The 18,435-nt window shown below is 64.7% G+C and carries 17 protein-coding genes; 8 read left to right on the top strand and 9 right to left on the bottom strand.

The features are described 5' to 3' along the window. Position 1: 1 nt before the first annotated feature. Entirely contained in the window at positions 2-2,281 is a 2,280-nt protein-coding gene (ptsP, locus tag WMW70_RS16620; protein WP_341438575.1) for a phosphoenolpyruvate--protein phosphotransferase, read from the bottom strand. A gap of 19 nt (positions 2,282-2,300) precedes the next feature. Beyond that, on the bottom strand, positions 2,301-2,780 hold the full coding sequence (locus WMW70_RS16615) for an RNA pyrophosphohydrolase (RefSeq protein WP_325503768.1): 480 nt from the start codon (positions 2,778-2,780) through the stop codon (positions 2,301-2,303). Between the two features lie 191 nt (positions 2,781-2,971). Between WMW70_RS16615 and WMW70_RS16610 the strand changes: the two genes are divergently transcribed. Then, positions 2,972-3,625 (top strand): histidinol-phosphatase, encoded by a 654-nt coding sequence (locus WMW70_RS16610; RefSeq protein ID WP_341438574.1) that lies wholly within the window; start codon positions 2,972-2,974, stop codon positions 3,623-3,625. 261 nt (positions 3,626-3,886) lie between these two features. On the opposite strand, the gene WMW70_RS16605 is transcribed toward WMW70_RS16610, so the two are convergent. Continuing rightward, positions 3,887-4,327, bottom strand: a complete 441-nt coding sequence (locus WMW70_RS16605; RefSeq protein ID WP_341438573.1) for a DUF2269 family protein — start codon at positions 4,325-4,327, stop codon at positions 3,887-3,889. Positions 4,328-4,353: 26 nt separating this feature from the next. Continuing rightward, positions 4,354-5,934, bottom strand: coding sequence for a threonine ammonia-lyase, biosynthetic (gene ilvA, locus WMW70_RS16600; RefSeq protein ID WP_341438572.1), 1,581 nt, complete (start codon positions 5,932-5,934; stop codon positions 4,354-4,356). Positions 5,935-6,028: 94 nt separating this feature from the next. Here ilvA and rpiA point away from each other — a divergent pair, with 94 nt between their 5' ends. Together rpiA and WMW70_RS16590 are read left to right on the top strand one after the other, a co-directional pair. Continuing rightward, positions 6,029-6,703 (top strand): ribose-5-phosphate isomerase RpiA, encoded by a 675-nt coding sequence (gene rpiA / locus WMW70_RS16595; protein ID WP_341438798.1) that lies wholly within the window; start codon positions 6,029-6,031, stop codon positions 6,701-6,703. A 144-nt stretch (positions 6,704-6,847) separates the two neighbouring features. Further along, positions 6,848-8,632, top strand: a complete 1,785-nt coding sequence (locus WMW70_RS16590; protein ID WP_341438571.1) for a GspE/PulE family protein — start codon at positions 6,848-6,850, stop codon at positions 8,630-8,632. Between the two features lie 177 nt (positions 8,633-8,809). Here the strand turns inward: WMW70_RS16590 and WMW70_RS16585 are convergent, their stop codons facing one another. Next, entirely contained in the window at positions 8,810-9,529 is a 720-nt protein-coding gene (locus WMW70_RS16585) for a murein L,D-transpeptidase catalytic domain family protein (RefSeq protein WP_341438570.1), read from the bottom strand. 130 nt (positions 9,530-9,659) lie between these two features. Between WMW70_RS16585 and WMW70_RS16580 the strand changes: the two genes are divergently transcribed. The 5 genes from WMW70_RS16580 (at position 9,660) to WMW70_RS16560 (ending at position 13,769) form a co-directional block, all read left to right on the top strand. After that, positions 9,660-11,252, top strand: a complete 1,593-nt coding sequence (locus tag WMW70_RS16580) for a L,D-transpeptidase family protein (RefSeq protein ID WP_341438569.1) — start codon at positions 9,660-9,662, stop codon at positions 11,250-11,252. 140 nt (positions 11,253-11,392) lie between these two features. Beyond that, positions 11,393-12,316 (top strand): SPFH domain-containing protein, encoded by a 924-nt coding sequence (locus tag WMW70_RS16575; RefSeq protein WP_341438568.1) that lies wholly within the window; start codon positions 11,393-11,395, stop codon positions 12,314-12,316. 3 nt (positions 12,317-12,319) lie between these two features. Beyond that, positions 12,320-12,769, top strand: a complete 450-nt coding sequence (locus WMW70_RS16570) for an NfeD family protein (protein WP_341438567.1) — start codon at positions 12,320-12,322, stop codon at positions 12,767-12,769. Next, positions 12,766-13,389, top strand: coding sequence for a GNAT family N-acetyltransferase (locus WMW70_RS16565; RefSeq protein ID WP_341438566.1), 624 nt, complete (start codon positions 12,766-12,768; stop codon positions 13,387-13,389). The genes WMW70_RS16570 and WMW70_RS16565 overlap by 4 nt, the downstream gene beginning before the upstream one ends. 80 nt (positions 13,390-13,469) lie before the next feature. Continuing rightward, complete coding sequence (locus WMW70_RS16560; protein WP_341438565.1) at positions 13,470-13,769, top strand: DUF2388 domain-containing protein; 300 nt, start codon at positions 13,470-13,472, stop codon at positions 13,767-13,769. A gap of 15 nt (positions 13,770-13,784) precedes the next feature. Here WMW70_RS16560 and gcvH read toward each other — a convergent pair whose 3' ends face one another. From gcvH to WMW70_RS16540, 4 genes are all read right to left on the bottom strand, one after another. Further along, on the bottom strand, positions 13,785-14,174 hold the full coding sequence (gene gcvH, locus WMW70_RS16555; RefSeq protein WP_341438564.1) for a glycine cleavage system protein GcvH: 390 nt from the start codon (positions 14,172-14,174) through the stop codon (positions 13,785-13,787). A 141-nt stretch (positions 14,175-14,315) separates the two neighbouring features. Next, entirely contained in the window at positions 14,316-15,398 is a 1,083-nt protein-coding gene (gene gcvT / locus WMW70_RS16550; protein ID WP_341438563.1) for a glycine cleavage system aminomethyltransferase GcvT, read from the bottom strand. A 211-nt stretch (positions 15,399-15,609) separates the two neighbouring features. Next, positions 15,610-17,226, bottom strand: a complete 1,617-nt coding sequence (locus WMW70_RS16545) for an ABC transporter permease (RefSeq protein ID WP_341438562.1) — start codon at positions 17,224-17,226, stop codon at positions 15,610-15,612. Positions 17,227-17,408: 182 nt separating this feature from the next. Further along, positions 17,409-18,410 (bottom strand): extracellular solute-binding protein, encoded by a 1,002-nt coding sequence (locus WMW70_RS16540; RefSeq protein ID WP_341438561.1) that lies wholly within the window; start codon positions 18,408-18,410, stop codon positions 17,409-17,411. Positions 18,411-18,435: the final 25 nt, after the last annotated feature.

The raw sequence follows: 18,435 nt of genomic DNA, 5'->3' as shown, positions 1-18,435 counted from the left end.
GTCAGGCCTGGATATCCGAGGCCGGATTGATCATGCGACCCAGGCCGAGGTTGCGCAGGGCCAGCTGCAGGGTGCTGTGGATCACCTGCGGGCTGTCGATGGTCAGCACCTGGGCCAGCAGCTCCTTGGCCTTGCCGAGGCTGATCTGGCGCAGCAGCCATTTCACCTTGGGCAGGTTGGTGGCGTTCATCGACAAGCCATCGAAACCCATGGCCATCAGCAGTACGGCGGCGGCAGGATCGCCAGCCATCTCGCCGCAGATGCTCACCGGTTTGCCTTCGGCATGGGCCCCTTCGACCACCTTGCACAGGGCCTGCAGCACGGCGGGATGGAGGAAGTCATAGAGGTCGGCGACCCGTGGATTGTTGCGGTCCACCGCCAGCAGATACTGGGTCAGGTCGTTGGAGCCGACCGAGAGGAAGTCCACCTGGCGCGCCAGCTCGCGGGTCTGGTAGACCGCGGCGGGGATCTCGATCATCACCCCGATTGGCGGCAGGGGCACATCGGTGCCTTCGTCGCGTACCTCGCCCCAGGCGCGGTGAATCAGGTGCAGGGCCTCTTCCAGCTCCTGGGTGCCGGAGATCATCGGCAGCAGGATGCGCAGGTTGTCCAGGCCCTCGCTGGCCTTGAGCATGGCGCGGGTCTGCACCAGGAAGATTTCCGGGTGGTCGAGGGTGACGCGGATACCGCGCCAGCCGAGGAAGGGGTTATCTTCCTTGATCGGAAAATAGGACAGCGCCTTGTCGCCGCCGATATCCAGGCTGCGCATGGTCACCGGCAACGGATGGAAGGCCGCCAGCTGCTCGCGGTAGATGGCCAGCTGTTCCTTCTCGCTGGGGAAACGCTCCTTGATCATGAACGGCACTTCGGTGCGGTACAGGCCGACGCCCTCCGCACCGCGCTCCTGGGCGCGCTTCACGTCGGCGAGCAGGCCGGTATTGACCCACAGCGGCATGCGGTGGCCGTCCAGGGTCTCGCAGGGCAGGCCACTGAGGGCGGTCAGGCCCTGGGTCAGCTGGCGCTCCTCTTCGACCACCTCGGCATACTGCTTGCGCAGCACTTCGCTGGGGTTGGTAAAGACCTCGCCGTGATAGCCATCGACGATCAGCTGGATGCCGTCGATCTTCGAATAGGGCAGGTCGACCGCGCCCATCACCGTGGGAATGCCCATGGCCCGGGCGAAGATCGCCACATGGGAGTTGCCCGAGCCCTGGACCGAGACCAGACCGACCAGCTTGCCTTCCGGCACCTCGCCGAGCATCGCCGGCGACAGTTCTTCGCTGACCAGGATGCAGTTATCCGGGTACACCAGGGTCTGCTGGCGGGCCTGTTGCAGGTAGGCCAGCAGGCGCCGGCCGAGATCCTTGACGTCGCTGGCGCGCTCGCGCAGGTAGGCATCGTCCATCAGCTCGAAGCGGTTGACGTGCTCGGTCACCACCTGGCGCAAGGCCCCCTGGGCCCACTGACCGGTGCGGATGATCTTGACCACCTCGTTACCCAGGGCGGCATCTTCCAGCATCATCAGGTAGACGTCGAACAGGGCGCGCTCTTCCGGGCGCAATTGGGTGGCCATCTTCGCCGAAAGCGCGCGCATATCGGAGCGAACGCCTTCCAGGGCGGTATTGAACAGCTGCAATTCGGCGGCAATGTCGTCGACGGTCTTGTCCGGCACGACCTCCAGATCGGCTGGCGGCAACACCACCACCGCCGTACCCACGGCCGCACCGGGCGAGCCCGGCACGCCGACGAACTTGGCTTCCTGGATGCCCTTGCCCTGCTTGCCCAGGCCGCGGATCGAGCCGGTCGCCTCGGCGTGGGCGATAACCCCGGCGAGCTGCGCGCTCATGGTGACCAGGAAGGCCTCTTCGCCCTCGTCGAACTTGCGCTGCTCCTTTTGCTGGATGACCAGCACGCCCATCACCTTGCGGTGGTGGATGATCGGCGAACCGAGAAAGGAGGCGTAGCGTTCCTCGCCGGTTTCGGCGAAGTAGCGGTAACGCGGGTGTTCGGAGGCGTGTTCGAGGTTGAGCGGCTCCTCACGGGTGCCGACCAGGCCGACCAGGCCCTCGTTGGGGGCCATGCTGACCTTGCCGATGGCCTTCTTGTTCAGACCCTCGGTGGCCATCAGGACGAAACGGTTGGTTTCCGGGTCGAGCAGATACACCGAGCAGACCTGGCTGCCCATGGCCTCGCGCACCCGCTGCACGATGATGCCCAGCGCCGCCTTGAGGTCCTTGGCGGCGTTGACTTCCTGGACGATCTTGCGCAGCGTATTGAGCATGGCTCGGCTCTAGTCAGTGTCAGTCCCGCGCCAACAGGCGCGGAGCGAGTTCCTTGAGGGCGCGACGGTAAACTTCGCGCTTGAATGTGACGACCTGGCCCAGCGGGTACCAGTAGCTGACCCAGCGCCAGCCGTCGAATTCCGGCTTGCCAGTCAGATCCATGCGCACTCGCTGCTCATCCGAGGTCAGGCGCAACAGGAACCACTTCTGTTTCTGGCCGATACACAACGGCTGGCTATGGGTACGCACCAGGCGCTGAGGCAGACGATAACGCAACCAGCCCCGGGTGCAGGCGAGAATTTTCACATCCTGCTGCTCAAGGCCCACTTCTTCGTTCAATTCGCGATAAAGCGCTTCTTCCGGCGACTCATGGTCATTGATCCCGCCTTGCGGGAACTGCCAGGCGTCCTGGTTTATCCGACGCGCCCAAAGCACCTGGCCGACATCATTGGTCAGAATGATGCCGACGTTGGGGCGAAAACCATCAGGATCGATCACGGCGCACAACCTCGTAAACGCATGTTCCGGCATTGTTCCACAAAGGTCGCGGCAGCGGCAACGCGAGCGGGTGCCGGGCGTAAACCAGGCCAGCTCAGACGCTGCAACCTCAGCGCGCTGCGGCTATTGGGAATGGCGAATAAAAGCCGGTATTCTGCCGCCCTTCGACCTTTGCTCCGATAGGTACCCCTGTGCGTTTGGCTTTATTCGATCTCGACAATACCCTGCTCGGCGGCGATAGCGACCACGCCTGGGGCGATTACCTGTGTGAGCGCGGCATCCTCGACGGCATCGCCTACAAGGCACGCAACGACCAGTTCTACCAGGACTACCTGGCCGGTCGCCTGGACATCCGCGACTACCTGAACTTCAGCCTGGCGATCCTCGGCAGCAGCGAAATGGCCCAGCTCGAGCAATGGCACCGCGAATTTATGCGCGACTGCATCGAACCGATCATCCTGGCCAAGGGCGAAGCCCTGCTCGAGGAGCACCGCGCCGCCGGCGACAAGCTACTGATCATCACCGCCACCAACCGCTTCGTTACCGCGCCGATTGCCGCACGCCTGGGCGTCGACACCCTGCTGGCCACCGAATGCGAAATGCAGGATGGCCGCTACACCGGACGCACCACCGACGTGCCCTGCTTCAAGGAAGGCAAGGTCACCCGACTCAACCGCTGGCTGGCGGAAAACGGCATGAGCCTGGAAGGCAGCTGCTTCTACAGCGATTCGATGAACGACCTGCCCCTGCTGGAGCGGGTCACCCGCCCGGTGGCTGTCGACCCCGACCCGAGCCTGCGCGCCGAGGCCGAAAAACGTGGCTGGCCGGTGATCTCCTTGCGCTGAGCCGCTGCATTGATGGGTATCGCTGAGCTCAACCCATCCTACGACTCCAATAAAAACGCCGCCTGATCAGGCGGCGTTTTTATTTGGCGATGCTGCCGCCTTGTATTGCACAAGGCGTTCGGGGAATCCCAATACTGGGTAGGGTGCGCTGCGCGCACCGGCTCAAACCACGGGTTCCCGGTGCGCACAGCGCACCCTACGGCATCGGGCCCGCGCGTATGAATGCAACAGGGCCACGAGGCCGAGCCTTTAACCTGCCGCTTAGGCCGGCTTGGCACCCATCAGGCCCATGATCACCAGCAACAGCAGCACCAGCAGCCCGGCATAGACCGCGCAGAGACGCAGCAGGTTCGCTGGGGCAGGACTGTCGCCCAACGCCTGCCAGGCCGCCAGACGGCCATTGAGCAGCAGACCGATCAACACCAGCACGCCGAACAGCACGCTACTGGCCAGCAGCCAGGTCTGTCCCAGCGGGAAGCCGGCCAGATCGACCAGCCACCAGCCGCTGACCGGCAGGCTCAGGGCCAGCAAGCCGAGCACCGGCAGGCTGATCAGGCGGGTACGTTTGAGCTTGCGTTGCAGCACGGCACTGTCGCTACCGCGCGCCGCCTTCCACAGCATAAAGACATGGGCCAGCACGCCCAGCAACACCAGAATGCCCGGTGCGCTGTGGGCGATTTTCAGCAATTGGTAATGTTCCATTAATTCAGCCCTACCGGATTTCCGGCTTATCCAAGAAAGAGTTTGTAGGCCGGATTGTCGCTCTCATCCCAGTAGGGATAGCCGATGGCCTCCAGCGCAGCCGGCAGCAGATGACGCTCGTCGCTGGGCACTTGCAGGCCGGCAACCACACGACCATCGGCAGCGCCGTGGTTGCGGTAGTGGAACATCGAGATGTTCCAGCGGCCACCGAGTTTTTGTAAGAAATTAAACAGTGCGCCCGGCCGCTCGGGGAATTCGAAGCGCAGCACCACCTCATCCGGCACCGCCGCGGCATGGCCGCCAACCATATGACGGATATGCAGCTTGGCCAGTTCGTTGTCGGTCAGGTCCTGCACCGGGAAACCCTGACTGCGCAGGCTTTCCACCAGCGCCGCGCGCGGGTCGGTTTCCGGGTGGGTCTGCACACCGACGAAGATGTGCGCCTCACGATCGGTGTGATAGCGGTAGTTGAATTCGGTGATCTGGCGCTTGCCGATGGCCTCGCAGAAGGCCTTGAAGCTGCCCGGCTGCTCGGGGATGGTCACGGCAATGATCGCCTCGCGCTTCTCGCCCAGTTCGGCGCGCTCGGCGACATGGCGCAGGCGGTCGAAGTTGACGTTGGCACCCGAGTCGATGCCCACCAGCACCTGGCCGCTGCAGCCTTCGCGCTCCACGTACTTCTTGATCCCGGCCACGCTCAGCGCGCCAGCCGGCTCGGTGATCGAGCGGGTGTCGTCGTAGATGTCCTTGATCGCCGCGCAGATCTCGTCGGTGCTGACGGTGATCACCTCGTCGACATAGTCCTTGCACACATCGAAGGTGTGTTGACCGATCTGCGCCACCGCTACGCCATCGGCGAACAAGCCAACCTGGCTCAGCACCACCCGCTCACCTGCGGCCATCGCCGCCTGCAGGCAGTTGGAGTCGTCCGGCTCGACACCGATGATCCTGATTTCAGGACGCAGGTACTTCACATAGGCGGCGATCCCGGCGATCAGACCGCCGCCGCCCACCGGAACGAAGATCGCGTCCAGCTGGCCAGGGTGCTGACGGAGGATCTCCATGGCCACCGTGCCTTGCCCGGCGATGGTGTGCGGATCGTCGTAGGGGTGGATATAGATGTAGCCCTTCTCGTCCACCAGCTTCAGCGAATAGGCCAGCGCCTCGGGAAAGCTGTCGCCGTGCAGCACCACCTTGCCGCCACGGGAACGCACGCCCTGGACCTTGATCTCCGGGGTGGTTTTGGGCATGACTATGGTGGCCTTGACCCCCAGCACCTTGGCCGCAAGAGCCAGGCCCTGGGCATGGTTGCCGGCCGAGGCGGTAACCACGCCACGGGCCTGCTCTTCGGCCGAGAGCTGCGCCAGCTTGTTGTAGGCACCGCGAATCTTGAACGAGTACACCGGCTGGAGGTCTTCACGCTTGAGCAGAATCTGGTTGCCCAGACGCTCGGACAGCTGAGGAGCGGCTTGCAGCGGGGTTTCCACCGCCACGTCGTAGACGCGCGAGGTGAGGATCTTCTTGACGTACTGTTCGAGCATGGCGAGATCGCAGGCAACTTTTCGGGGAGTCCGCGAGTCTACCCTAGGGCCGCGCCGCACGACCATACAAGCTACGGGGGTTTTCCCGCCCCCGAGCCCGCTGGCAGTCCAGGCAGGCTATAATTCGCGCCCTTCCTCACTCTCACACCAGGCCCCCATGATGAACCAGGATCAACTCAAGCAAGCCGTTGCCCAGGCGGCCGTCGACTTTATTCTCCCCAAACTCGACGCCAAGAGTGTGATCGGGGTTGGCACCGGCTCCACCGCCAACTGCTTTATCGACGCACTGGCCAGGCACAAGATGGAGTTCGACGGCGCAGTCGCCAGCTCCGAGGCCACCGCGGCACGACTCAAGGGCCACGGCATTCCGGTGTACGAGCTGAATACGGTCAGCGACCTGGAGTTCTATGTCGACGGTGCCGACGAGAGCGATGAGCACCTCAACCTGATCAAGGGCGGCGGCGCGGCCCTGACCCGCGAGAAGATAGTCGCGGCGGTGGCCCAGACTTTTATCTGCATCGCCGACGCCAGCAAGCTGGTCCCGGTACTGGGGGCTTTTCCGCTGCCGGTTGAGGTGATCCCCATGGCGCGCAGCCATGTCGCCCGCCAGCTGGTAGGCCTGGGCGGCGACCCGGTGTACCGCGAAGGCGTATTGACCGATAACGGCAACGTGATTCTCGATGTGCACAACCTGTCGATCGTCAATCCGCGCGAGCTGGAAGCGCAGATCAATAATATCGTCGGCGTGGTCACCAACGGCCTGTTCGCCGCACGTCCGGCCGACCTGCTACTGCTCGGCACGGCTGAAGGCGTAAAGACCCTCAAGCGTAGCTAACAGGCCGCTTATAGCGGTGCTAGCCCGGCCTGCAAACCCACTGCCGAACCGGGCAAAGCGTGCAAAACTGCATGGAGTCGGCAGACAAGCCGCAAGCCAGCGATCAAGCTGCCGGCTTTGCCGTTCGAATTACCAGGGAGCCCTATGTCCGCATTTGCCTCGTCCACCCAGGATCGTCCGCTGGACCTCAGTGACCTGTTGCGCGAACTGGTGGCCAAGGGCCGGGTGGCCCAGGACAGTGCCGAGCAGTGCCTGGCCATCCGCCGCAGCTCGTCGAACGCTCAGCAACACCCCCTGGAGTTTCTCGCCGCGCAGCAGCTCGACGACCTCAGCCGCCCTGGCAAGAAACTCGACCTGGAGACGCTCACCGTCTGGCTGGCGGAATTCGCCGGACAGCCCTACCTGCGCATCGACCCGCTGAAGATCGACGTGGCCGCCATTACCCCGCTGATGTCCTATGCCTTCGCCCAACGGCACAAGATCCTTGCCGTGGCGGTGGACAGCGACAGCGTGACCATCGCCAGCGCACAACCCCTGGTGCACAGCTGGGAAGCCAACCTGATCCACGTGCTCAAACGCCCGATCAAGCGGGTGGTGGCCAACCCGGCGGACATCCAGCGCCTGACCCTGGAGTTCTACCGCCTGGCCAAATCGGTCAGCGGGGCCACCAACACCGATCAGAAGATCAGCGGGGTGGGCAACTTCGAGCAACTGCTCAACCTCGGGGCCCAGGACCAGGAACCGGACGCCAACGACGCGCACATCATCAATATCGTCGACTGGCTGTTCCAGTACGCCTTCCAGCAGCGCGCCAGCGATATCCATATCGAACCGCGACGCGAGCAGGGCAGCGTACGTTTTCGCATCGACGGCGTGCTGCACACCGTCTATCAATTCCCGCCGCAGGTGACCATGGCGGTGGTCAGCCGCCTGAAAAGCCTGGGGCGGATGAACGTCGCGGAAAAGCGCAAACCCCAGGACGGACGGGTCAAGACCAAGACCCCGGAAGGCGGCGAAGTGGAGCTGCGCCTGTCGACCCTGCCCACCGCCTTCGGCGAAAAGATGGTAATGCGGATTTTCGACCCCGAAGTGCTGCTGAAAAGCTTCGACCAGTTGGGTTTCTCCCCCGATGACCTGAAGCGCTGGCTGAGCATGACCGGCCAGCCCAATGGCATCATCCTGGTCACCGGGCCGACCGGTTCGGGCAAGACCACCACGCTCTACACCACCCTCAAGCAGCTGGCCACCGAGGAAGTCAACGTCTGCACCATCGAAGACCCGATCGAGATGATCGAAGGGGCCTTCAACCAGATGCAGGTGCAGAGCAATATCGACCTGACCTTCGCCAGCGGCGTGCGCGCCCTGATGCGCCAGGACCCGGACATCATCATGGTCGGCGAGATCCGCGACCTGGAAACCGCCGAGATGGCGATCCAGGCCGCGCTGACCGGACACCTGGTACTGTCCACCCTGCACACCAACGATGCCCCCAGCGCCATCACCCGCCTGCTCGAACTGGGCGTGCCGCACTACCTGCTCAAGGCCACCCTGCTCGGGGTCATGGCCCAGCGCCTGGTGCGCACCCTGTGCCCGCACTGCAAGGCACCGCAGGCGCTCAACGAAGACGACTGGCAGAGCCTGACCAAGCCCTGGAACGCGCCGCTACCGACCCAGGCGTGCCGCGCCGTGGGTTGCCTGGAATGCCGCGACACCGGCTACCGCGGCCGCGCCGGGGTCTACGAGATCATGCTGATCAACGATGCCATGAAGCCGCTGATCAGCGCCGACACCGACCTGATCGCCCTGCGCCGCCACGCCTTCAAGGAAGGCATGCGCAGCCTGCGCCTGTCCGGCGCACAAAAGGTCGCCGCCGGCCTGACCACCATCGAGGAAGTGCTGCGGGTCACCCCGCAGAGCGAGCAGAAATAGCGCCGCGATTAGGTTTCTCTGCAAGGCCCACAATCTCGTAGGGTGGATGACGCTTTACCCATCCACCAAATCGCGTGAGGGATAAGAAAAGCGTTATCCACCCCAAGGCACGGGGAGGCTTGACCAGCATCGCGGACGTGCTGCGGGCTATCCCGCAGCCTGGATTGTGCGAACGGCTTAGCTGCGGGGCAAACGCTGCTGGCGAGCCAGGATGCCCACCACTCGCTGCGGCTGGCAATCCAGGTAGGCCGAGCCCTGCAGCCAACGCTGGTCGGAGTGCCAGGCGAAGAGGAACTGCCCGCCCTTGAGCTGATCGACCACCATCCGCGCCACTTCCGGACGCACCGCCGGGCAACCCAGGCTACGGCCAATACGCCCCTGGCTGTGCACCAGTCGCGGGCTGACATAGTCCGCGCCGTGGATAACGATGGCGCGCTCGCGGGCCAGATCGTTGAGGCCCGGCTCCAGGCCATCCATGCGCAAGGAATAGCCGTGTTTGCCCCGGTAGCTCTCCGCGGTGCGGAACAGCCCCAGACTGGTCTGATGACTGCCCAGGGTATTGGAGAAGCGATCGGCGAAGTTTTCCCCCGACTGCCGGCCGTGGGCGACGAAGTCACGCAACAGCAGACTCTTGCGCTGCAGATCGAAAATCCACAAGCGGCGCTCGGTGGAAGGCTGCGAATAGTCGATCACCGCCAGACGCCGCGCTGGCGCGGCACCATGGTTGACCGCACACTGCATGGCCGCCAGGGCATGCTGCAGGGCCTGCTTATTAAGGCTGGGAGCGATACGCGCCAGGTCTCTGGCCAATCCATCCGTCTGAGCAGCCGTGGCCGCCAGCGGTACACCCAGCAGCCACAGGCCGGCCAGACACGAGCGAGCAATACGTCCCAACATGTGCGCAAATACCTCCAAAGCACGAATCCAGGACGTCCTGTCAGCAGATCCCGTTCGACCCGCCCCTGCCGCTCGTGGTACACCGCATCTATAGAGGTGTCACGCAAACCAAGGATCGGAGCCAGCTTAATTGTTCAATAAACGTACATCTTACCTGAGCGCCGCCCTGCTCACCCTGCCACTGGTCGTGAATGCGGTAGAGCCGCCGGCCGTTACCATCGGCGAGCCAGGCCCTGTGCTAGAGGCGCTGCTGGACTCCTGCGCGCCCCTTCCGGCAAGCCTAGACGAGAATGCGCGCAAACTCCTCACGGACTTTTACGTCCAGCGCGAACACAGCCGCGCCTGGCGCGACGAGGCGCAACTGCAACAGCTGCACGCGCAGATCGAACAGCTGGCGGACGACGGCCTGCACCCCGGGGAATACCCGCTACCCGCCAGCCTGACGGCCGCCCCGGCCGAGCAACCCGACTGCAGCGACCTGCTGACCAGCCACAGCTACCTGCAGGCCCTGCTCCATCTACGCCGCGGCCGCCTGCTGCAGCAGCGCTTCGAACCCCTCTGGCGACCCACCGACTGGCCCATGTCCGACCCGCAACTGGCCATCCTGTCGCTGGCCCTGCTGCATCTGCACAGCCCGGCCGAGGCCTTCGTCAGCGCCCGCCCGGGCACGCCGCAGTATCAACGCCTGCGCAGCGCCTACGCCCAGCAGCGCCAGCAACCGCTGGGGCACTGGGTGGCACTACCCGCCGGCCCACTGCTCAAACCCGAACGCAGCGACGCCCGAGTGCCGGCCCTGCGTGCGCGGCTGATCGCCGAAGGCTATCTGGGGGCCCTGACGGACGATCCCGGCCTGCGCTTCGACGCCGCGACGGTCACCGCCCTGCAAGCCTTTCAGACCGCTCATGGCCTGCAGGCCGACGGCATCCTCGGCGCAGGCAGCCTGGCCGAGCTGAACCTCAGCGCGCAAAGCCGCCGTGACCAGCTGCGCGCCAACCTGGAGCGCCTGCGCTGGCTGGCCGACGACATGCACAGCGCCGAAGTGCTGATCAACGTAGCCAGCGCCGAACTGCAGGTCATGCGCCAAGGCCAGCAACTCTGGCGCAGCCGCACCCAGGTCGGCCGCGCGGAACGACAGACGCCGCTGCTCGCCTCGCGCATCGCGCGGCTGACCCTCAACCCGACCTGGACCGTCCCCCCGACCATCCTGCGCGAGGACAAGCTGCCGGCCATCCGCGAAGACCTGGCCTACCTCGAGCGCCAGGACCTGAGCGTCCTCGACCGCCATGGCAATACCCTCGATCCACGCCTGGTGGACTGGGACAACCCCGGGGCCATCCTCTTGCGCCAGGCCGCCGGCAGCCGCAACCCTCTGGGCCGCGTGGCCCTGCGCTTCGCCAACCCCTTCTCGGTTTACCTGCACGACACCCCCAGCCAGCAATTGTTTGCCAAGGCCCCGCGGCCCTTCAGCTCCGGCTGCGTGCGAGTCGAAGCCGTCGACACCTTGCTCGCCTGGCTGCTGTCCCCCGAGGAACTGACCACAGTGCAGACCCGCATCGCCAGCGGCAAAACCCAGGAGTATCGCCTGCAGCAACCCGTCCCGCTGCTGATCGCCTACTGGACAGCCGAGGCCCTGGACAACGGCACGCTGCGCTATGCGCCCGACATCTATGGCTTCGATGCGCGGCTGATCGCGGCGCTGCCAGGCGCGCTCAAGGCCAACTGAGAGCGGCGACCCCAGCACATAATGGCCAACGGCAGCACAACCGCGGCCGGCAAACAGACGCGGTAACGCTTACGCACCCTCCGCGCGGCGACAACTGTGCTTAGATGTTCAGATAATTCAGACAATTGGAGTTGTTCTCTATGGAAATCGGCAGTGTGATCTTTCTCTTCGTCGGCCTCGCGGTCGCCGTGGTGTTTATGGGCTTCAAGGTGGTGCCCCAGGGTTCACAGTGGACGGTGGAACGCTTCGGCCGCTACACCAACACCCTGACCCCGGGCCTGAACATCATCGTGCCGGTGATGGACCGTATCGGCCACAAGCTCAGTGTGATGGAAACCGTGCTGGACATTCCGCCGCAGGAAGTCATCACCTCTGACAACGCCACCGTGCAGATCGACGCCGTGTGCTTCTTCCAGGTGATCAATGCCGCCCAGGCTGCCTACGAGGTGAACAACCTCACCCACGCGATCCGCAACCTGCTGCAGACCAATATCCGCACCGTGCTCGGCTCCATGGAGCTGGACGCCATGCTCAGCCAGCGCGACGCGATCAACGAGAAACTGCTGCGTACCGTGGATGAGGCGACCGCGCCCTGGGGCATCAAGATCACCCGTATCGAGATCAAGGACATCAGCCCGCCCGCCGACCTGATGGCGGCCATGTCCGGGCAGATGAAGGCCGAACGTATCAAGCGCGCGCAGATCCTCGAAGCCGAAGGCCTGCGCGCCGCCGCCATTCTCACTGCAGAAGGCAAGAAGCAGGCGCAGATCCTCGAGGCCGAGGGCCAGCGCCAGGCCGCCTTCCTTGAAGCCGAAGCCCGCGAACGGGCTGCCGGTGCCGAGGCCGAAGCCACCCGGGTGGTTTCCGAGGCCATCGCCAGCGGCAACGTGCAGGCGATCAACTATTTCGTCGCACAGAAATACATCGACGCCCTCGGCCAGCTGGCCAGCGCCAACAACAGCAAGGTGATTCTGATGCCACTGGAAGCCAGCCAGGTGATCGGCGCGGTGGGCGGTATCGGCGAAATCGTCAAGGCCACCTTCGGCAGCGAGAAGAAGGGTTAAGCCATGTGGGACAGCCTGCAACACCTGTCGCACTGGAACTGGCTGGCAATCGGCACCCTGCTGCTGATCCTTGAGGTCTTCGGCGCGGGCGGCTACCTGCTGTGGATCGGCCTGGCCGCCGCCAGTGTCGGCGTGCTGACCTTTATCTTCCCCGAGCTGCCCTGGGCCCTGCAGTTCATCCTGTTCGGGGTGCTCTCGGTACTGACCGCGGTGCTCTGGTGGCGACGCCAGCGCAGCGCGGCCAAGCCTTCCGATCAGCCGGGGCTGAACCGCCGCGGCAGTGAATTGCTCGGCCGTCAGTTTGTCCTGCATGAGGCCATCCATGAAGGCCGCGGCAAGGTCAAGGCCGGCGACTCGCTGTGGCTGGTCAGCGGCCCGGACCTGCCGGCCGGTACCACGGTGCGGGTAACCGGCCAGGACGGCGTGATCCTCAAGGTCGAAGCCAGCCAATGAGTCCGTTGCAACTTGCGCCGCTGCCCGCGGCGCAGGAGGCAGAGGCGCTCGCCCTGCTCGACCAGGCCTTTGCCGACGACCCGACGCTCGCCTGGTACCTGTTCGGCCAGCGCCCCGGCTACGAGGCCAGGCGGCGCGCCTACCTGGCCGGCTACCAGGCCTTTCATCGCGTCAACCGGCTGCCTATTCTGGCCGCCTGGCAAAACCAGCAGCTGCTCGGCCTGAGCTACTTCAGCCCCTCCGGGCATCAGCCCAGCGCTGCCAGCCTGGAGCACTTCGGCGAGGTCATCCGCAGCCAGTGCGGGGCCGACTGCCTGGAGCGCCTGGACCTGCTGCTGGAGGCGTTCGACCAGCATGCCCCGGCCGCAAGCGGACGCATCGAATTTATCGCAGTGGCCACGGAACATCAGGGCATGGGCCTGGGCAGCGCCCTGCTAAGCCAAAGCCTGGCGCAACTGCGCGCCAGCGGCTGCCCGAGCATCGCCCTGGAAACCGGCGCGCCACGCAATCTGGCGCTGTATCAGCGGCACGGTTTTCGCCTAAGCGCCCGCCGGCAATTCCCCGGCTTGCTGCAGCACTATCTGGAAAACCACGAAGGGGCGACAGAGCGCGTCAGCTGAATCCATAGGCAATCTCCCGGAACCGTGAGCGCGCGATGCGATCCGATTTCAGGTAGACCCTGTGTTATGGAGATGCCGCTATGCGCCCGACCAATCTAGCCATGCTCGCGCTGCTGTGCCTGAGCAGCACCCAGCTACCCGCCGCGGACTGGCGCGACGTACTCTCGTCCGGAGCCACCACGGCTTCGACCTACCTGACCGTCAAAGACAGGAAAATGATCGTCCCGCTACGCGACGACGCCAGCAGCTTTGTCGCCAGCGACGGGCAGATTCGCGGCCCCTATCTGCAAGCTCTGCTGCAGCAGCTACGCGCAAGCAATCCGCAGCTGCAGGCCAGCGATATGGAGTTGGCGCAGGCCATACTGGCTAGCGGGAGCTAGCCAGTATCGAGCGAATCAGGCGTCGCTGTCGGCGGCGGCCTTGTAGGCGCTGGCGTCGAGCAGCTTGTCCAGCTCGCTGGCATCGCTCGGCTTGAGCTTGAAGAACCAGCTGCCGTACGGATCGCTGTTGACGCTTTCCGGGCTGTCGGCCAGGCCTTCGTTGATCGCGATCACTTCACCGGAGATCGGTGCGTAGATGTCGGATGCGGCCTTGACCGACTCCACCACCCCGGCTTCCTGACCGGCGCTGAGGCTCTTGCCGACTTCCGGCAGCTCGATAAATACCACATCGCCCAGGGCTTCCTGGGCGTGATCGGAGATGCCTACGGTAACGCTGCCATCGGCTTCCAGACGCGCCCACTCGTGGCTGGCGGCGTAACGCAGATCGGCGGGGATATTGCTCATGTGTCGTTCCTCATCAGACATGACGGCGACCACGCCGTCATGGAAATTTAGCAGGCCTTGGCCATAGCGAAAGAAAGTCTTTAAAACCTAGCGCGCCGCTCCAACGCGGGCGCTCTCGACCATCCATGGCCAGATCAGGGCTCAAATAAGCGCCTTACCGTTACGCACAAAGGTCGGCTTGACCACCCGCACCGGATACCATTTGCCGCGAATCTCCACCTCTGCACGTTCGCTGGTGGCCGCCGGCACGCGGGCCAGGGCGATGGATTTACCCAGGGTCGGCGAGAAGCTGCCGCTGGTGATCTCACCCTCGCCCACGCCCTCGACCCGCACCACCTGATGGGCGCGCAGGACACCGCGCTCTTCCAGCACCAGGCCGACCAGCTTGGAGCTGACGCCTTCGGCTTTCTGCTTCTGCAGGGCGCTGCGGCCGACAAAGCCGCGACTGGCCGGTTCCCAGGCGATGGTCCAGGCCATATTGGCGGCCAGCGGGGTGACGCTTTCGTCCATATCCTGGCCGTACAGGTTCATCCCGGCCTCCAGGCGCAGGGTGTCGCGCGCGCCCAGGCCGATCGGGGAAATACCGGCACCGACCAGTTCATTGAGGAAGGCCACCACTTCGCTGGCCGGCAACATGATTTCCAGGCCGTCTTCGCCGGTGTAACCGGTGCGGGCGATAAACCAGTCGCCATCGGGCAGACCTTCGAAGGGTTTGAGGCTCTGGATCAGCTTGGCGCGCGACTGGCTGACCAGCTCGGCGGTTTTGCTGCGTGCATGCGGGCCCTGGATCGCCAGCATGGCCAGCTCGGCGCGCTCGTGCAATTGCACGTCGAAATCGACGCTCTGCAAGTGCATCCAGGCCAGGTCCTTGTCACGGGTCGAGGCATTGACCACCACGCGATAACCAAAGTCGGTGAGGTAGACGATCAGATCATCCACCACCCCACCCTGCTCGTTGAGCATGCCGCTATAGAGGGCTTTGCCGATGCTCTGCAGACGCTCGATATCGTTGGCCAGCAGGTGTTGCAGATAGGCCTTGGCCTGGCTGCCGCTGACATCCACCACGGTCATATGCGACACATCGAACACGCCGCAGTCGCGACGCACCTGATGGTGCTCCTCAACCTGCGAGCCATAGTGCAACGGCATGTCCCAACCGCCGAAGTCGACCATCTTGGCACCCAAGGCGAGGTGCAGGTCGTAGAGAGGTGTGCGCTGTCCCATAAGTGTCTCCTTGCGGGCTGGGCAGTACAGCGGCAACCCGGCTGACCCCACAAATCGGGGGCTGGCACAGGCTATCGAGATGATGGGCCGCTGCGAATGGCGCGCATTGTAGCCGCAACACCGCGACGGGTCATCTTGGCCTTAGGGCGTACGCCGCTTCGTCTGCAGCAAACGGCTCGCTGCGCCGATAAACGTCGCGCAGCCCGGTCGGTTAGCCCACCCGCCGCGCCGAACGGCGAATCAGCAGGATTACCGGCAGCAGCCCGACCATCACCAGGGTCAGAGCCGGCAGCGCGGCACGCGCCCATTCGCCCTCGCTGGTCATCTCGAATACTCGCACCGACAGGGTGTCCCAGCCGAAGGGGCGCATCAGCAGAGTCGCCGGCATTTCCTTGAGCACATCGACAAACACCAGCAGGGCCGCCGACAGGGCACCCGGCAGCAACAGCGGCAGGTAGACCCGCAAGAACAGGCCGATGCCGCCAACCCCCAGGCTACGCGAGGCCTCCGGTAGCGACTGGCGCACCCGCGCCAGGCTGTTTTCCAGCGGGCCGAAGGCCACCGCCATAAAGCGCACCAGATAGGCCAGCAACAGCGCCGACAGGCTGCCGAGCAAAATCGGCTTGCCGGCCCCGCCTAGCCAACCGGATAGCGGAATCACCAGTTCGCGGTCGAGGTAACTGAACGCCAGCATGATCGCCACCGCCAGCATCGAACCAGGCAGGGCATAACCGACGTTGGCCAGACCGACCGTCCCGCGCATCAGCCGGGTCGGGGCCAGGCGCAGGGCGAAGGCCAACAGCAGCGCCATGCTGACGGTGATCAGCGCCGCGATGCCGCCCAGGTAGAGGGTGTGCAGGATCAGCGCCGTGTACCGCTCATCGAGATCGAAGCGACCGCGCTGCCAGAACCAGACGATCAGCTGCAGCACCGGAATCACGAAACCGCAGGCGAACACCAGGCCGCACCAGGCGCTCGCCGCCAGCGCCTGGCCGCCCTTGAGGTGGTAGAGCGCCTTGCCCCGCGGCCGCTCGTTGGCCGGGCGCGCCGCACCACGGGCGCGGCGCTCGCCATAGAGCACCAGCATCACCGCGAGCAGCAGCAGGCTGGCCAGCTGGGTGGCGCTGGTCAGGCTGTAGAAGCTGTACCAGGTCTTGTAGATGGCCGTGGTAAAGGTGTCGAAGTTGAACACCGAAACCGCACCGAAATCGGCCAGGGTCTCCATGATCGCCAGGGCCAGGCCGGCACCTATGGCCGGACGCGCCATCGGCAGGGCCACTCGCCAGAACGCCCGCCAGGGGCTTAGCCCGAGCACCCGCGCCGCCTCCATCAAGCCCTTGCCCTGGGCCAGAAAGGCGTTGCGCGCCAGCAGGTAGACATAGGGATAGAACACCAGCACCAGGACGATGATCACCCCGCCGGTGGAGCGCACCCGCGGCAGGCGCAAATCGGCCCCGAACCAGTCGCGCAGCAGGCTTTGCAGTGGCCCGGCAAAATCCAGCAGGCCGACAAAGACGAAGGCCAGTACATAGGCGGGAATGGCAAAGGGCAGCATCAACGCCCAGTCCAGCCAGCGCCGGCCGGGAAACTCGCAGAGGCTGGTCAACCAGGCCAGGCTGACGCCCAGCATCGTCACGCCCACGCCCACTCCGAACACCAGCACCAGGGTATTGCCGATCAGCCGCGGCAGCTGGGTCTGCCACAGGTGCGACCAGATCTGCCGATCGATATCGTGCCAGCTGAACAGCAATATGCTCAGAGGTAGCAGCACCAGCAGGGCGGCGGTAAAGGCGATGGGGTACCAGCGACGCTGGGCAGGAAGGGCCACGCACTCTCCTCAAGACGGAAAACACAACGCCCCGGACTGGGCCGGGGCGTCGAGTATAACTGCAGCCGGAGGATGGGTTGAGCGCCGCGTACCCATCGATTCAGCCGCGATGGGTATCGACGCTACGCAGCCCGACCTAAGCGGCCCGGCCTGCGCGGCCCGACCCATCCGTCGCGGGCCGATCAGTTCCAGCCGGCGCGATCCATCAGCATGGTCGCTTCGGCCTGGCGCTTGCCCGCTACTTCCAGCGGGATGGCGTCGGCCTTGAAGCTGCCCCAGGCGGCCACTTCGGCGGAAGGCGCGATCTGCGGGTTGGCTGGGAATTCCTGGTTGAGACCGGCGAACAGGCCCTGGGCCTCTTCGGTGGTCATCCACTCCAGCAGCTGCTGCGCGGCGTCGGCGTGTGGAGCATGCAGGGTGACGGCGGCACCGGACAGGTTGACGTGCACGCCACGGTCGGCCTGGTTCGGCCAGAACAGCTTGGCTTTCAGATCCGGCTGCTGCTTTTGCAGACGGCCGAAGTAGTAGGTGTTGACGATGCCCACATCGCACTGACCGGCATCGACGGCCTGGATCAGCGCGGTGTCGTCCGCGAATACGTCGGTGGCCAGGTTGCCGACCCAGCCCTTGATGATCGCCTCGGCCTTGTCGGCACCGTGGGTCTCGATCAGGGTGGCGGTCAGCGACTGGTTATAGACCTTCTTGCTGGTACGCAGGCACAGGCGGCCTTCCCAGTTCTTGTCGGCCAGGGCTTCGTAGGTGGTCAGCTCGCCCGCCTTGACCCGCTCCGGGGAGTAGACGATGGTCCGCGCGCGCAGCGACAGGCCGGTCCAGCTGCCGGTGCTGGAGCGGTACTGGGCAGGGATATTGGCCTGGATGACCTTGGAGTCCAGCGGCTTAAGCACGCCTTCCTGCTCGGCCTGCCAGAGGTTGCCGGCGTCCACGGTGATCAGCATATCGGCCGGGGTATTGGCCCCCTCGGCCTTGAGGCGGGCCAGCAGCGGCGCTTCCTTGTCGGTAATGAACTTGACCTTGACCCCGGTTTTCTCGGTGTAGGCATCGAAGACCGGCTTGATCAGCTCGTCGATACGCGCGGAGTACACCACCACTTCATCGGCGGCCTGCACAGCGCCAGCCAGCGCGGTGAGGGTAAGAGCGGCGAACAACGATTTGCTGACCTGCATGGAGACTGCCTCTTGCTAAGGACGG

The sequence above is a fragment of the Pseudomonas sp. XK-1 genome, assembly GCF_038069885.1.
Classification (GTDB): domain Bacteria; phylum Pseudomonadota; class Gammaproteobacteria; order Pseudomonadales; family Pseudomonadaceae; genus Aquipseudomonas.
This window is presented reverse-complemented; position numbering and strand designations above follow the sequence as displayed.

Bases quoted from the DNA above. Each gene is read 5' to 3' on its own strand.
- gcvH (WP_341438564.1), bottom strand. From the start codon at position 14,174: ATGAGCAATATCCCCGCCGATCTGCGTTACGCCGCCAGCCACGAGTGG.
- WMW70_RS16585 (WP_341438570.1), bottom strand. From the start codon at position 9,529: ATGTTGGGACGTATTGCTCGCTCGTGTCTGGCCGGCCTGTGGCTGCTG.
- ilvA (WP_341438572.1), bottom strand. From the start codon at position 5,934: ATGGTCGTGCGGCGCGGCCCTAGGGTAGACTCGCGGACTCCCCGAAAA.
- ptsP (WP_341438575.1), bottom strand. From the start codon at position 2,281: ATGCTCAATACGCTGCGCAAGATCGTCCAGGAAGTCAACGCCGCCAAG.
- WMW70_RS16565 (WP_341438566.1), top strand. From the start codon at position 12,766: ATGAGTCCGTTGCAACTTGCGCCGCTGCCCGCGGCGCAGGAGGCAGAG.
- WMW70_RS16590 (WP_341438571.1), top strand. From the start codon at position 6,848: ATGTCCGCATTTGCCTCGTCCACCCAGGATCGTCCGCTGGACCTCAGT.
- WMW70_RS16560 (WP_341438565.1), top strand. From the start codon at position 13,470: ATGCGCCCGACCAATCTAGCCATGCTCGCGCTGCTGTGCCTGAGCAGC.
- WMW70_RS16570 (WP_341438567.1), top strand. From the start codon at position 12,320: ATGTGGGACAGCCTGCAACACCTGTCGCACTGGAACTGGCTGGCAATC.
- WMW70_RS16605 (WP_341438573.1), bottom strand. From the start codon at position 4,327: ATGGAACATTACCAATTGCTGAAAATCGCCCACAGCGCACCGGGCATT.
- rpiA (WP_341438798.1), top strand. From the start codon at position 6,029: ATGAACCAGGATCAACTCAAGCAAGCCGTTGCCCAGGCGGCCGTCGAC.
- WMW70_RS16540 (WP_341438561.1), bottom strand. From the start codon at position 18,410: ATGCAGGTCAGCAAATCGTTGTTCGCCGCTCTTACCCTCACCGCGCTG.
- WMW70_RS16575 (WP_341438568.1), top strand. From the start codon at position 11,393: ATGGAAATCGGCAGTGTGATCTTTCTCTTCGTCGGCCTCGCGGTCGCC.
- gcvT (WP_341438563.1), bottom strand. From the start codon at position 15,398: ATGGGACAGCGCACACCTCTCTACGACCTGCACCTCGCCTTGGGTGCC.